11 protein-coding genes are annotated in these 15,045 nt (G+C 33.4%); 2 read left to right on the forward strand and 9 right to left on the reverse strand.

Translation table 11 applies throughout. The features are described from left to right. Window positions 1-139: 139 nt before the first annotated feature. Window positions 140-3,832, reverse strand: a complete 3,693-nt coding sequence (locus VP395_RS05100) for a metallophosphoesterase (protein WP_346240659.1) — start codon at window positions 3,830-3,832, stop codon at window positions 140-142. A 176-nt stretch (window positions 3,833-4,008) separates the two neighbouring features. On the opposite strand from VP395_RS05100, the gene VP395_RS05105 reads away from it, so the two are divergent. Next, a complete protein-coding gene (locus VP395_RS05105; RefSeq protein ID WP_346240660.1) occupies window positions 4,009-5,205 on the forward strand; it encodes a Pycsar system effector family protein in 1,197 nt (398 codons plus the stop codon). Here the strand turns inward: VP395_RS05105 and VP395_RS05110 are convergent. From VP395_RS05110 to msrB, 7 genes are all read right to left on the reverse strand, one after another. Beyond that, complete coding sequence (locus tag VP395_RS05110; protein ID WP_346240661.1) at window positions 5,202-7,574, reverse strand: GAF domain-containing protein; 2,373 nt, start codon at window positions 7,572-7,574, stop codon at window positions 5,202-5,204. The two genes, VP395_RS05105 and VP395_RS05110, sit on opposite strands and share 4 nt — an antisense overlap. A gap of 81 nt (window positions 7,575-7,655) precedes the next feature. Then, window positions 7,656-8,522 carry an acyl-CoA thioesterase gene (locus tag VP395_RS05115; protein ID WP_346240662.1) on the reverse strand — a complete coding sequence of 289 codons (867 nt, stop codon included), beginning with the start codon at window positions 8,520-8,522 and terminating at the stop codon, window positions 7,656-7,658. 83 nt (window positions 8,523-8,605) lie between these two features. Then, window positions 8,606-9,121 (reverse strand): peptide-methionine (S)-S-oxide reductase, encoded by a 516-nt coding sequence (locus tag VP395_RS05120; protein WP_346240663.1) that lies wholly within the window; start codon window positions 9,119-9,121, stop codon window positions 8,606-8,608. Further along, the gene (locus VP395_RS05125) at window positions 9,112-10,056 is read right to left on the reverse strand and encodes an aldo/keto reductase (RefSeq protein WP_346240664.1); all 945 of its coding nucleotides are present in this window, start codon (window positions 10,054-10,056) and stop codon (window positions 9,112-9,114) included. The genes VP395_RS05120 and VP395_RS05125 overlap by 10 nt, the downstream gene beginning before the upstream one ends. Window positions 10,057-10,088: 32 nt before the next feature. Further along, the gene (locus VP395_RS05130) at window positions 10,089-11,651 is read right to left on the reverse strand and encodes a protein adenylyltransferase SelO (RefSeq protein ID WP_346240665.1); all 1,563 of its coding nucleotides are present in this window, start codon (window positions 11,649-11,651) and stop codon (window positions 10,089-10,091) included. A gap of 57 nt (window positions 11,652-11,708) precedes the next feature. Then, window positions 11,709-12,248, reverse strand: coding sequence for a peptide-methionine (S)-S-oxide reductase MsrA (msrA, locus tag VP395_RS05135; RefSeq protein WP_346240666.1), 540 nt, complete (start codon window positions 12,246-12,248; stop codon window positions 11,709-11,711). Then, the gene (msrB, locus tag VP395_RS05140) at window positions 12,238-12,699 is read right to left on the reverse strand and encodes a peptide-methionine (R)-S-oxide reductase MsrB (protein WP_346240667.1); all 462 of its coding nucleotides are present in this window, start codon (window positions 12,697-12,699) and stop codon (window positions 12,238-12,240) included. The genes msrA and msrB overlap by 11 nt, the downstream gene beginning before the upstream one ends. Before the next feature lie 289 nt (window positions 12,700-12,988). Between msrB and VP395_RS05145 the strand changes: the two genes are divergently transcribed. Next, window positions 12,989-13,405 (forward strand): hypothetical protein, encoded by a 417-nt coding sequence (locus tag VP395_RS05145; RefSeq protein WP_346240669.1) that lies wholly within the window; start codon window positions 12,989-12,991, stop codon window positions 13,403-13,405. 125 nt (window positions 13,406-13,530) lie between these two features. On the opposite strand, the gene araA is transcribed toward VP395_RS05145, so the two are convergent. Then, window positions 13,531-15,036, reverse strand: a complete 1,506-nt coding sequence (gene araA, locus VP395_RS05150; RefSeq protein WP_346240671.1) for an L-arabinose isomerase — start codon at window positions 15,034-15,036, stop codon at window positions 13,531-13,533. Between the last annotated feature and the right edge of the window lie 9 nt (window positions 15,037-15,045).

A 15,045-nucleotide genomic window follows, 5' to 3' on the forward strand; every position in this document is an offset into this window, starting at 1 on the left:
AATTGTTTTTATACATTATGAATATAAAAAGCAATTTATTCAATTTAAAAAAACATATTTTAACCGAATTTAATTACAAAAATTAAGACTGTTTTTTAGTGAAAAATTTAAAATCAATTATTGTTTTAATACAAAACCGCTAAAACCCAAACCCGAATTTAAAAGCAATAAGCAAACCATCGTTACTATGAAACGCCGAAATATTTCCTGTAATCATATTTGCTGCATTGATGAAAACACCTCCTCCAACAGAAGTATTCCATCTATTAGAACCCTCATCTTCAACCCAAACCCTACCATAATCTGCTCCACCATAAATTCCAATATTTAAAGGCAATAAACCAGTTTTTACTTCTCGTAAATTCAAGCGTAGGTCAGTACTTTTTACAAATGCACTTTTACCAGTAAAACGTTCATTTCTATATCCTCTCAATCCATTATTAGCACCTATATTTGCGGCTTGATAAAACTCAAAACCATCCCCTAAATTAATTTGAGCTTTTAATTTGGTTGCTAAAACAAGCTGGCCGCTTGGTATTAATTTATAATCAAAAGCAAGTTCTGGAATAATGTAACCAAAACCACTGGAGGTATTTACATTATTTTTATAACCTGTTTCTATAGCCACTAGCATTCCTAATGTTGGAAATGCTTGGTTATCGGAATTTGAATACTGATACTTCGTATTAATTCCATAAAAACTATTACCAACTTCTATTATTTCATTTAATACCTGATTGATAAAGCGACCTTCCGTTTGTTCAACTTCATTATTTTCATAGGATACACCAACTTCAAAACTAGCTCCTAAAGGTCCGCGCCAAATTAAAGAAGGTGCTAGTTTAAACAACCTGATTTTAACTCGGTTATAATCTAAATCCACATCTAACCCATCATTCTTATCAGCTTCATAGTTTGGTGTTTCATTTCCAAAGTCAAAGAAATTCATAGCGAAATTAGGGCTAGTAAAATGTGCTTCCAACCCCAAATTCATATTACCAACAACGTGTGCAAATTCACCTTTATAACTTAAATCGAAACCCTTTGTAGCAAAATAATAAGCCCCTGAAAGAATGTGTTGCGATGTAAAAGGGTTACGTTCAAAGCCATATTTAGTAAAGGTGTTTGAAACCCCTATTTTAAAACCATCGTCTGGATTTGCTCCAATAGTTGGAAATATTTGATTGGTGTTGTTTTTTAGCTTTTTATAATCGTACACATTGGTTTCATAAGCATCGGTTAATTTAATGCCTGCAAGGTTTGTTTTAAAAGTGTTTTCTTTCGATTTGTAATCGTAAACTTTAACTTTGTTTTCGTTTTGAATATTATAATTATCATTATTTTGTCCGCCAATAAGTCGTAATTTAATAAGATGGTTACTTTCACCCGAAACATTAAAAATATCGTCATCATCTAACCCGTAAACCCAAATTTCATTGGTGTCTTTATAGGAGTAAGTTTTTTGATGGAATATATCGGCCTTTTCTCCTTTTTTAATTCGGTATGCGGTAACTTTTGTAGCGCCATTTGGTAAACGCTCTATATCAAACCAATCGTCTTTATTTGTTCCTTTAATGACACCAAATTTGTTTATGTAATTGTAATAAGCATCTGAGATTTTTTGAAGATTTTCTCGTCTTCCTTTAAGTTTTGTTTTTATATCTTGAATGGTTTCATCGTTTACTTCTTTTGGAACATTAGCAAATGCTTCGTCTATAACGGCATCTGTTAAATTCTCTGTAATTTGCTTTACTTGTACATTCCAAACGTTGCGACCTGATTGATTAATCAGCGCTATATCCAACGAATATGGTTCAGTATTAAACCACTTCGGATTTTTTAAATCTTCATCATACGACTTCATTAATCGTAGCGCTGGAATTACCGAGGTAGCAAATCCCAACAGCACACCATCTGCCATTTTAGAAAACGCTTGGTCTCTATCTCTAGGTACAGGCCTGTAAATTGTTTTTTCTTTTTCTTTAAATTCTGCCCAACGCCATTGGTCCTCATGTCTGTCCCAATCGCCAATAAGCATATCAAACAAACGTGCGCGTATGTACGTTGCTTCATCTAAAATAAAATCTTCATCTTTATTAACTTTTTTTAATAAATCATCGGTACTAATCATTGTATTAGAAAACCCAAAACTCGCTTTATCGCCATGTCCATCGTCGGTACGTTCTTCAATCATGTATAATTCATCTCCAAATTCATCGTTATATTCACCAATAGCTTTTTGTTTTGGCACATAGTACAACACAGGATTTGTGTGATAAATCCCAACGGCATCCGCCAAAGTGCCCACTACAAAAGGGGCATAAGGGTGTGAACCTGTAAAAACATCTTGCAATAACCCCTCAGTGTAAGTGTCTTCAAACTGGCCCTTAATATATTGATCTTTAAAAGCAACGGCCTGTAAATACTGAATGGCATTTTTTTTAAGGGCACGCATAACATATTCGCGCCCTTGTTTATCTTTTAAACGCAAAGATTTTGATTGGTGCCCACCACCTTGCCTAATAGGGGTTAAGCCACCAAAAAGGGTATCCAAATTTACTGTTGGCACCTCAACTTTAATACCATAATACTCCCTGAAACGCTTACCCCAAAGTGCTTTGTAAATGCCTCCTTTGGCAATTTCTTCATCTTTATAAATAGATGCTGTTTTTGTTTTTGGGAAAGTTTCCGAATAATCAACCACTTTTTCTTTTGTATCTTTTGAAAGCACTTCTGTCTGAAATACCACTTTAAGTTCTTCAACCGAATAAAAGCGTACATAAGAAGAACCATCTGTAAAAACATCAAGTATAGCATAACCTGGTGTTCCATAGGAAAATTGCCCATCACCAACATTCCGTGTTGTTGAAATTTTAGAGCCAGAGCCACTTATTATTTGAGATAAATTGTCTTGAACAATGTATTGTAAATTATGGTCGTGCCCCGACACAATAACAACTTTATCATTTTCTTGAGATAAAGTAATAATGCGTTTTCTAAACTCGTTGTATAATTTGTTTTGAATATCAACCGTGGTAACACCTCCCGATTTTCTAATAATATTTTTTAAGGTTCCAAGTATAGGGAATGGCTTTAAATGACTTGAAAATGAATATTTCCCTCCATGCGACCCATTTGTAAACATAGGATGGTGAACAGCAATGATGGTCGTTTTTCCTCGAGCCTTTTTAAGTTCGCTTTCAAACTCACCAAAAAACCTGTCTCTGGTTTTTATGTTGCAATCATCATTAATAGTTGGGTGTTTATCCCAATTTGTTAAATACCACTCAGAATCGACAATAATTAAAACAACCTCATCTGAAATATCTACTTTTTCAATTGGACAGCCATTTTCTGGTAAAAAACTGTTTTTACCTAGTTTATCTTCAACAAAATCTTCTTGTCGTTTTAAGCCTTTAATACCGGAATACCAATCGTGATTTCCTGGGATAAAAATGGTTTTACCTTTAAAATTGGCAACCGCTTCTGTTTGAATATTTAGTTGATGCTCTGCAAACCCTCTGTTTTCATCTTCTTTATTTGGTACTCCTTTTGGATATACGTTATCACCTAAAAAAATAGCGGTACTTTGTTTTGTAGCTTTACTTAATTCGTTTTTAAATGCTTTTAATGCTTTTGAAGATGTGCCTAAAGGTGAATTTCCAGCATCACCAATTAAATAAAACGAGTGTGCTATGTTTTTTTGAGGCGCATCTTTTCCCAAATCTGGGTTCTTATATTGCGGCTTATATGTTGCACAAGCATTAAAAATAAAAGTAATTAAAAAGCAAGCAACTATTTTTAATTGAAAAGTAATTTGATTGGTTTTCATATTTTGATAAATATAAATTATCATGTTTGTTAACATCATTTCAGTAAATATAATTTAAGCCACCTAACAAAACCAAAATTACAAAACCAGAAAACATTAGGTAAATTTACTATAAATAAATACGAGTGTTTAAATTCATCAAAGTTTAGTATTTTTACTTCAAATAGTAATCTCTTATGGATAATCTTATTGCTGAAGCTGAAAAACATGTGGTTCATTTATTAAATGAAAAACTAAGCAACAACTTTATTTACCACAATTTAACGCATACGCAACTTGTAGTTGAAAAGACTAAAGAATTATCCGATTTATCCAATCTAACCGATTTTGAAAAAGAAACATTGGTATTAGCTGCTTGGTTTCACGATACGGGTTATACTGAAAGCATTGAAAAACACGAAGAAAAAAGCGCTGCTATTGCTGAAGCTTTTTTAAAAAACAAAAACATTCCTGAAGGCACTATTAATACTGCTAAAGATTTAATTTTAGCAACAACAAAAGAGTATATACCTAAAAATATATGTGAGAAAATTATTCGTGATGCCGATTGTGCCCATATTGGTAATAAAGATTTTGGTGATATTACAGAATTACTTAGAAAAGAATGGGAACTCACTTGTGATAAAACTTTAACAGACGCTGAATGGCTACAAGAAAACATAAATTTTTTAACCAACAACCATAAGTTTTATTCTGAAGCAGCTTCAACAAATTGGACAGCTACAAAATCGAAAAATTTATCACGATTGTTAAAACTTCAAAACAAAATCAAGCAAAACTCAGTTAAACTAAAACAAAAGAAAACGGAATTAAGTTTAAAAAAAAACAAAGCTGAATTACCTGAACGTGGAATTGAAACCATGTTTAGGGTAACCTTAAGGAACCATATCACTTTAAGCAATATTGCAGATACCAAAGCAAATATTCTTCTATCAGTAAATGCCATTATCGTATCGCTAGTATTATCCAATTTGGTTTCTAAATTAGATAACGCCACAAACAAATACCTAATTATACCAACGGTAATTTTTGTACTGTTTACAGTCGCTTCCATTATTTTATCCATTTTAGCAACACGCCCAAATGTTACCAGTGGAAAATTCACAAAAGAAGACGTTGCCAATAAAAAAGTAAATTTATTGTTCTTTGGAAACTTCCATAAAATGAGCCTGAAAGATTTTGAATGGGCTATGGGAGAAATGATGCTTGACAGAGATTATTTATACTCATCAATGAAAAAGGATTTGTATTTTCTTGGATTGGTTTTGGATAAAAAATACAAAATACTACGATTAACTTACAGTGTGTTCATGGTGGGCATTATTGTAAGTGTTATTTCTTTTGCCTTAGCATTTAAACTGGCTGCACACTAGCTTTTAATTTCCTTAATTAAATCGTCGTAAGTATAAAACGCTTTGTCTTTTTTATCTTTATGATATAGTAAACCAACACGAATTGCTTTTAATCCTGTAACGGCTTGTAAATCTTGCAATTCAACAATTTCCACATCGGTATTTAAATAATTTTTTGATTGTAAAAATTTAATATACTGTAAGTACTCTTGTTCATCTTGCTTTTGAGAATAGATAATACTTATTTTTCCTTTTTGGGTTACACGCTCTTTAGTACCTTTTACAAATGCCTTATCTACACGCTTTTTTACAATTTCGTATCGTGCGTTATAGGTACCATCAACATCAAACTGTTTTTCATCCATTCTAAAACTAATGGATAATGGTTGATTGAAGACTAAAATCATAGACGCCACATCTAAACCTATCGGAAAATCAGGTTGCATTTGGTAATAGGCGTTTTCCATTTCGCACATAACCTGCAACTGCCACAATCTTAAATTATACAGATAAATGGGGTTAAAACTATCTTCTTTAGTAATAGCTTCACCTATATACATATTGTGCTCTACGCCATCGGTTTTAAAGCGTTCAAAATAATGCGGATACATACTTTGTGCCTCCACTTGCTTTTTATCCAAAAGCGAAGCCATTTTTTTGTTGATGCTAGAAATCGTATTATCATAATCTTTTCTATTCTTATAAAAAGCACCAACTTTGGCGTCAATAGCTTCTTTATATACATTGATAATGGCATGCAACGCTCCAAACTTCAACAAATGTTCTAATAACGGATTGATATCATGTTTTAGAAATTCTACAATTTGTTGCTCACTATCCACTTGAAAATAAGCATTTAACCCTTCTAAATGCTTATCTATTTGAAATATAAATTGTTCGTATATAGGTAATTGTTCATTTTGAAAAGCTTCAGCCAAAATTATTTTTACTTCATTAAGCTGCAACATTAAATCTTGTTGTGCTGCCCAATTTCTTGCTTCAGATGATCCGTTAATATCAATTTGTCCATATAAAGGATAGACATCTTCAAATGAAATTTTATTAAATACCGCTTGATTGCCGTTAAATTGCTCTTTTATAAAGGTTTTCGCTTCTTTTTCAAACTTCCAATATACGCTTGGATGGATAGATGTACATTCTTGCTGTATTACAGCTTCAATCAAATTATCTTCTTCCCTTTTTGAGCGTAAAACTGCAGATACAATAAAAGGCATCACATCTTTTAATTTATTCGTAGTAATACTATTTAATACTTTGGGTTCAAATGAAACTATTTCTAATATCCCTAGTAAATCATCACCAGCAGCAATAGGTGCTAAAATAACACTTTTAATACCTTGGCTTTTAAAAGCTGCCAGCTGTGGCGCCATGCCTTTAGAACGCTCGTATAAACTATCTACGTCGGACACTGCATAAAATTTCTTATCTATTAACAACGTATTATAAGAATCATGACATAATGTTTGTTGACATGGTTTTGATGCTTCATCACTAATTAAAAAGCTACTACTACCCATGCCTATTATATTTTCAAAAAGCCTGTCTTCTTTATTAAAAACCGAAAAACCGACTTGAATGTTTTTAATTCCTAGAAGCGACTGAAATGTTTTACGGAAATTTTCTATAAAATCTTCATCGCTACATTCTTCGTCTATAATAAGATTTGATTTAATGTTTGAAATGGATTGATCGTCTGTTACATCAAAAATATTTGATATTACAAAACCTTTAAAAATGTAACTATTGGGTGGGAATTTTTCTTTCCAAAGCGCTATGTTGTCAAAATTATCCAATAGCTCATCGAAATCTTCTTGTGTTATTTTTTTCGCCTTTTCTGTTGGTAATATTTCACAAAAATCGGCATTATATAAAATTTTATAATATCGTAAAACACCGTTTTCATCGGGTATTTCATAAATAAATGATCGCTTTAAACTTAAGTTATATCCGTAGCAAAAATTTAAAATAACCGTACAAGTTGCAATGTATGTGTCATCTTCTGGCATATTTTTAATCTTCAAAACAAAATCATCTCCGGCATTCTTAATAATTTTTTTAAAACGGTTTGAAGCATTAAAAACCACATTTTGAAATGGTATTGAAGCCGTTTTAATTTCATTATTGGTTAAAATAGGGTTAAAAATATCTTGAAGGATAATTTGTATTTGCTTTTTATAAGTTTCTAGTAATGAAATATCCGTAAAGCCTTCTCTTAATTCAGGGTACGGTTTTTGGATTTCTAAAATTCGTTTGGCTTTAGCTCCAATAAACTCATCATCGCCATTAGAAAACAACTCATAAGTTTTAAGAAGTTCATTAAAACTTATTTTAAAAATCATTGGAGATTCAAGGTGTTCGTATACATTCATGCTTTCGAATTTAAGAGTTATAAAAATACAAATAATTACTTTGTCTTAAAATACCCTAAACTAATTACAAGGCTTAATTTATTACTTAACAATTGGGCGCATCAACCCTTCTTGTGCTACCGAAGCTATTAATTTTCCATCTCTTGTAAATATATTTCCTCGAGCAAAACCTCGAGCACTGGAAGTGCTTGGAGATTCTGTGGAATACAACAACCAATCATCAAAATTGAAATCCCTAAAATACCACATAGAATGATCTAAACTCGCGGTTTGTGTATTGCCCCAATGCGCTTTACTGGCGTGTGGATATAGCGTAGAACTTAAAATGTTATAGTCTGAAATATAGGTTAATATTTGTTGTTTTGTAGCTAAATCCAACTTTTTAGCATCACCTTTTAACTTAAACCAAACATCGCTGAATGGTGGCAAATCTTTTTTATCTAACGGGTTTACTATTTCGGTTGGTTTAAATTCAATAGGGCGGTCAATCTCAAAAAAAGCCTTAAGACTTTTGGGTAAATAATCTCCAAATTGTTGAAGCATATCCGTCCAACTCAATAAATTTTCTGGTTGTTTTAAATCGGGTTTCATTTCTATTTGATGGTTATAACCTTCCTCCATTTTATGAAACGAAGCCGACAATATAAAAATAGTTCTATCTTTTTGATGTGCCGTAACACGACGTACCGAAAAACTGCCACCATCTCTAACAATGCTTACATTATAAGTTATGGGCAATTCTAAATTTCCTGCTTCCAAAAAATACGAGTGCATGGAATGTAAAACCCTATTATTAGTAATAGTTCTACTAGCGGCATTTATAGCTTGCGCCAATACCTGACCTCCAAAAACAATAGGACTGCCAATGGTTTTACTAATACCATTAAATTCGGTATCGCTAATTTTTTCTAAAACCAATAGATTTAATAAATCGCTTACAGAAGTCATGCTATAACTTTAATTCTTATCTAATAGCTACAAAAGTACATTAGATAAATCCTTTTAAATAATAATTATCGTTTTATCTGCTACTACGCTACTAAATGTTTTAATTTTTCCATATTAGTTTGTTTAGAAAATTGTCCCAAAAGCAACTTTAACTTAGGATTGATAAATGTTTTACAAAATGGTTTTTCAGGATTTTTTTGATAGTAATCTTGAATGGCTTCCCGCGATTCTTTAAAGGACTGAAACTGGTACACTTTAATTATTAGTTTCGCATCAAATAACTGCTGAAAATGCTTGACAATAGCTTTTGATTGTTGATTTTGTGCATCTGAAAACGTATAAACTGCCGAACGGTATTTGGTTCGCATAGAATGATTACTGGTACTTTTATGGGTAAATAAATGAATTTCTATAAGTGCCTCTAATGAAATAATTTCCAAATTAAAATAAACAATAACCGCTTCCGAAAAACTGCCGTTTTCACCTATTGATGCAACATAGCCTTGTTCTACTTTTTCAACACCAAGCAACGATTGAAAAATAGCTTCTGTACACCAATGGCACCCCCCTCCCAATGCTATTTTCGAAATTAATTCCATTTTAATTGCTTACGCTCGCTCCAGTATTTAGATGGCTCAATACCAAATTTTTTTAGACAATTTAATTCCTCATCAGTTAAAACAAACGCGTCAATTTTTAAATTTTCTTGCAACTGACTAACCGTACTTGCTCCACTTAAAACGATACTTTTTGGTAATGTTTTATTGCAAAACTGTAATGCAATGGCATCTGCTCCAACATCATACTTTTTTGCTATACTCTCAAGCGTACTGTAGAAATCATCATACTCAGGATAATTTGAATTTCTAAAAATTCTTCCATTTGCCAAGGCTTCTTTAATTATCAACTTTTTGCCTTCTTGTTTCAACACATCGCTCACGCTTAAAACACTTTGGTCCAAAATATTATAGGTACTTTGAAACGCATCAAAAAGTGGTTTTCCTTCAACAGTTACTTCCAAAGCTTTTTTAATCACCTCTACTTGATTTTCTCCTGTGGTTGAAACCCCTATTTTTAAATTAAACTCACTTTTTATACACCCCAATTCGTTTAAAATAGCATCATTTTCTAACACCCCCGTTTCTAAAGTTGCCGAATGAATTTGATAGGTTGTTAAAAAAGGTAACAACTTTTTAGACACTTGCCACTGTTCTTTTAATTTCGAAATACTGTGTTCTTTCACCTCATGAACGGTCGCATTTTTATCAAAATTTGCGGTATAGGTGTACCCCCATTTTGTAGCTACCTGTATGCTTCTATCGTTTTTATTTACTAACCAATCTATTAATAATTGTTCTGCTAGCCCATAACCTGGAGCTGTATCAAAATAACGTACGCCTAAATTATAAGCCTCATCCAACACTTTAAAACCACTGGCTTTAAGTTCGTTTACATCGCTTTTTGCAACGGTGTTGGCTCTCACATTAATATAGTGTGGCCTACCAATAGCCGCCATTCCTAATCCTAAAGTCACTATTGTTTTTTTTTTAATTAAACGAAACTATTCTACGAACTACACGATAACATAGAACAACCTACTTTATGACGTGCCCAATCGGGACGCTTTGCAAACCATTTTCCATGTTCTGGTTGCTCTTCATACGGTTTTTTAAGCATTTGGAATAATTCATCAATTAACTTATAATCACCTTTATCGGCATCTTCAATTGCTAATTGCGCCATATAATTTCGTAACACATATTTAGGGTTTACGCTGTTCATATTTTCTTTTCTTTCTTCGGAAGCTGTTTGCTCTTGCCCCAACCGGTCAGCATAGCGTTGAAACCAAGTTTCCCATTTTTGTTGAATTTCTTCAACTATTTCAGTTGAAATATAAAAAGCTTCTTTAACAATTTCCAATCCTTCTGAAGGTTTTTCGATTTTGAAGTCACTTAATTTTCTAAAGAAAATAGTCATATCGGTTTCTGTGAGCATTAAATTATCTTCCAATTCTTGAACCAAAGAAACATCAAAAGCATCTTCAACTTCTAGTCCTAATTTTGATCGCATCATCGCTAAAGACTTTGTTTCAAAATCTAATTTATATTCATCTAAAATACGCTCTAAAGCCTCAGTTTCTTCAATTAAAGGATACAGAGCATTTGCTAATTTGTATAGGTTCCAAAGTCCAATATTGGGTTGGTTTCCAAATCGGTAACGTTTGTGTTGACGATCAGTCGTGTTTGGTGTCCACCCAAAATCAAAACCTTCTAACCATCCGTAAGGTCCGTAATCGATGGTTAAACCAAGAATGGACATATTATCGGTATTCATAACGCCATGTACAAAACCCACACGTTGCCAATGTATTATCATCTCCAAGGTACGTTGTGAAACTTCACCAAAAAACGCTAAGTAGGTTTCCTTTGAAGGTTTTCCTAGGTGATTGAAGAAATGTTTGATGGTATAATCTACCAAAGTTTTTAGTGTTTTAAAATCTTGTCTGGCCGCAAAAATTTCATAATTACCAAAGCGTAAAAAAGATGGCGCTACCCTACAAACAATGGCTCCTTTTTCATATTCGGGATTACCATTATACATCACATCACGTAAAACGGCATCGCCAGATAACGCCAACGATAAAGCTCTAGTGGTTGGCACCCCTAAATGATACATAGCTTCACTACACAAATATTCCCGAATGGAAGAGCGTAAAACCGCTAATCCATCGGCAGTTCTGGAATAAGGTGTTTCACCTGCTCCTTTTAATTGAAGTGCCCAATGGTTATTGTTATGCTCTACTTCTGCTAAATTAATAGCGCGCCCATCACCTAATTGCCCTGCCCAATTTCCAAATTGATGCCCGCCGTAACACATTGCATACGGTTGGGTATTATGCAACACAGCATTTCCTGTGAACACTTTTAGAAATTCTTCGCTTTGCGCATCTTCTTTTGAAAATCCTAAATTTTCGAGCATTTCGGGAGACACATGCAATAATTCCGGTTTTGCAGTTTTCTTGGGTAAAACATAAGAAAAACAGGCATTTTCAACCTGCCTTCTGGTGTTTTCCTGCATGGAGTCTGCTGGTAATTCCTTAATAAATGTGTTTTTTATATCGAGTTTCATTTTTCTGATATGAACCTATAAGTTTTATTTAACCTTACAAGTTTAATTTTAATACAATTATTTTAATTTATCTGAATAAAGTTTTCGCAGTTTTGATAGTTTAGGCATAATTACAAAGTTACAGTATCCTTGTTCTTTGTTGTTTCTGTAATAATTTTGATGATTATCTTCTGCTTTATAAAATATTGACAAAGGACTAATTTCTGTAACAATAGGGTCATCATAATATTCGGCCGCTTTTTGAACAACCGCTTCAGCTATTTTCTTTTGATTTTCATCGTGAAAATAAATTACTGAGCGGTATTGCGTTCCTTTGTCTGCTCCTTGTCGGTTTAAAGTTGTAGGATCGTGTGTGGCCATGAAAATAAACAAGATATCTTCATATGAAATAATATCCCCATCAAACGTAATCTGTATTACTTCGGCATGTCCTGTCAATCCTGAACAAATTTCCCTATAAGTAGGGTGCCCAGGAACATTGCCTCCAGAATAACCTGACACCACTTTTTCGACACCTTTTAACTCTTGAAAAACTGCTTCAGTACACCAAAAGCAACCTCCACCTAATGTTGCTTGTTGCATGCCTTTAACTTTCATTTGCAGCCTCTGTTTCTAATTGCATGGATTCTGAATTGATGCAATACCGCAATCCGCTTGGTTCTGGCCCGTCAGGGAACACATGTCCTAAATGTGCATCACAAGTATTACACATAACTTCAACGCGTACCATACCGTATGCTGTATCTCTTTCATACTTAATAGCATTTGGTTTAATAGGTTGTGTAAAACTAGGCCAACCCGTCCCAGAATTAAACTTAATGGTGGAATCAAATAAAGGCGTATTGCAACATACACAATTATACTTACCTGCATCATGAATAGTACATAACGCACCACTGTGAGGACGTTCGGTTCCCTTTTGTCTTGTAATTCTGAATTGTTCTGGGGTTAATTGAGAACTCCATTCATTCTCTGTTTTTTCAACTCGATTGTCTGGAGTTGGATTTCCATTTACGGAAAAGTTGATTACTTCTTTCCAAGTAAGCATAATAGTATTTGTTTTTTAATTTATTTACAATATAATTTTCAACATTTAATAAGTCCGAAATTTTATCGAAAACTTACAGATTTCAATTACATCTACTGTTTGAAAGCATTAAATAAATTTACAACAAATAATTTATACCAAGCGAAGCTTAAAACACCAAATCGATTTTTTAGTTTAAAACAGAAGTATCAAAAACAATTAAAGTATATTCTGTTTTTCTAATAAAAAACAAATAATATCGTAATTTTCATTACTTTTATTTTAATATAAACCAACTAAAACCAATTTTATGTTTTCAAAATCAAATTTAATTTCTACAATAGTTACTGCGCTATGGGGCTTTTTGGGTGGATGGCTAATTTGGGGTATTATAGGAGACCCTATACTTAAAGAACATATTTCAACCGCAGGTTTAATGAAAGAGATGCCCGATATGCCATTATTGGCATTAGGTTGTTTAATAGTTGGGTTTGCTTTTTCAACGATGTATTCTAAATGGGCAAATGCCACACATGGCGTAACAATTGGTGCTACTTTTGGAATATGGCTTGGTTTTTTAACAGGCTTGGGAGATGGCTTAATTGACAACGCAACTGCTAATATTATCGATTTATCTGGAACCCTTATAAACGCGGTTCTTTACATTGTTCATTTTGCTATTATGGGCGTTTTGGCTAGCTTAGTTTACAACAAATTTAACTCTTAAGACATTTTATCAGTGTGACTAATTCAACTATGTTCAAAAAAAAGCTGTTGCATAATACAACAGCTTTTTTTTGTCTAATAAATCTGTATCGGTTTTTTAGGACGACACAAAAAATTAATTTATGATTAAAACCCTTTGTTTAAAACATAAGCGGCGTCGTTCCAACGAAGCTCTTGTTTAAACCTATATAAATCGGTTTTTTCATCAATCAATAAAAACTCGATATCCATAATTTCAGCAAAATCCTCTAAAGATTCGGCAGAAATATTTTGGCTATAACAGGTATGGTGTGCTCCACCTGCATAAATCCAAGCTGCTGCTGCGGTTTGCAAATCTGGTTTTGCATCCCAAAGTACACGTGCTACTGGTAATTTTGGCAAACTTTCTTTTATTTCAACAGCCTCCACTTTGTTAACCAACATTCTAAAACGGTTACCCATATCAACTACCGAAGCGTTTAATGCACTTCCTGCACCACCATTAAAAACCAATCGAACAGGATCTTCTTTACCACCAATTCCTAAAGGATGAATTTCACAAGAGACATCACCTTTAGCTATTGTTGGGCAAATCTCTAACATATGAGAACCTAGACAGGTTGTGTTGTTAGGATCGAAATGATAAGTATAATCTTCCATAAAACTATTACCTCCTTCTAAACCTGCACCCATAACTTTCATGGTACGTACCAAAGCCGATGTTTTCCAATCACCTTCGCCACCAAAACCATAACCACTAGCCATTAAGCGTTGGGTTGCAATACCTGGCAATTGTTTCATACCATGTAAATCTTCAAATGTATCTGTAAAAGCTGTATAGCCACCATTTTCTAAAAAAGCACGCATACCTAACTCAATTTTAGCTGCATCTCTTAAAGATTGTCGCATAGCGCCATCCGCTTTAATTTTAGAAGCCATCACATAAGTATCATCATACTCTTGCACCAATCTATCTACTTGCGCATCGGTTATTTGGTTTACATAAGCAACCAAATCACCAATTCCGTAACCATTTACTTCGTAACCAAATTTTATTTGAGCTGATACTTTGTTACCATCAGTTACCGCCACTTGACGCATGTTATCACCAAAACGAGCTACTTTCATACGTTTGCAATCAGCAGCTGCATTTGCTACGCGACACCAATCAGCAACTTGTTTAATAACTTTATCGTTTTGCCAATGCCCTACAACAACTTTACGGTTTTTACGAAGTCTTGATACCATAAACCCAAATTCACGACCACCATGTGCCGATTGATTTAAGTTCATAAAATCCATATCAATAGTACCCCAAGGAATATCTCTATTGAATTGTGTGTGTAAATGTAGAAATGGTTTTTGTAAAGCTGTTAAACCTGCAATCCACATTTTAGCTGGTGAAAAGGTATGCATCCATGTAATGATACCAATACAATTATCATCATTATTTGCCGCTTTGCAAATGGCATGAATTTCTTCTGGTGATTTTACTGTAGGTTTAAACACTACATTTACTGGTATTACAGAACTTGCAGTGTAAGCATTCGCAATTTCTTTTGAATGTTGCGCAACCTGTTTTAATGTTTCAGGGCCGTATAAATCTTGGCTTCCAGTTACAAACCAAACTTCTCCTAATTTTAAATTGATCATTTTTATTTT

Source organism: Mariniflexile soesokkakense (assembly GCF_039650365.1).
Taxonomy (GTDB): domain Bacteria; phylum Bacteroidota; class Bacteroidia; order Flavobacteriales; family Flavobacteriaceae; genus Mariniflexile; species Mariniflexile soesokkakense.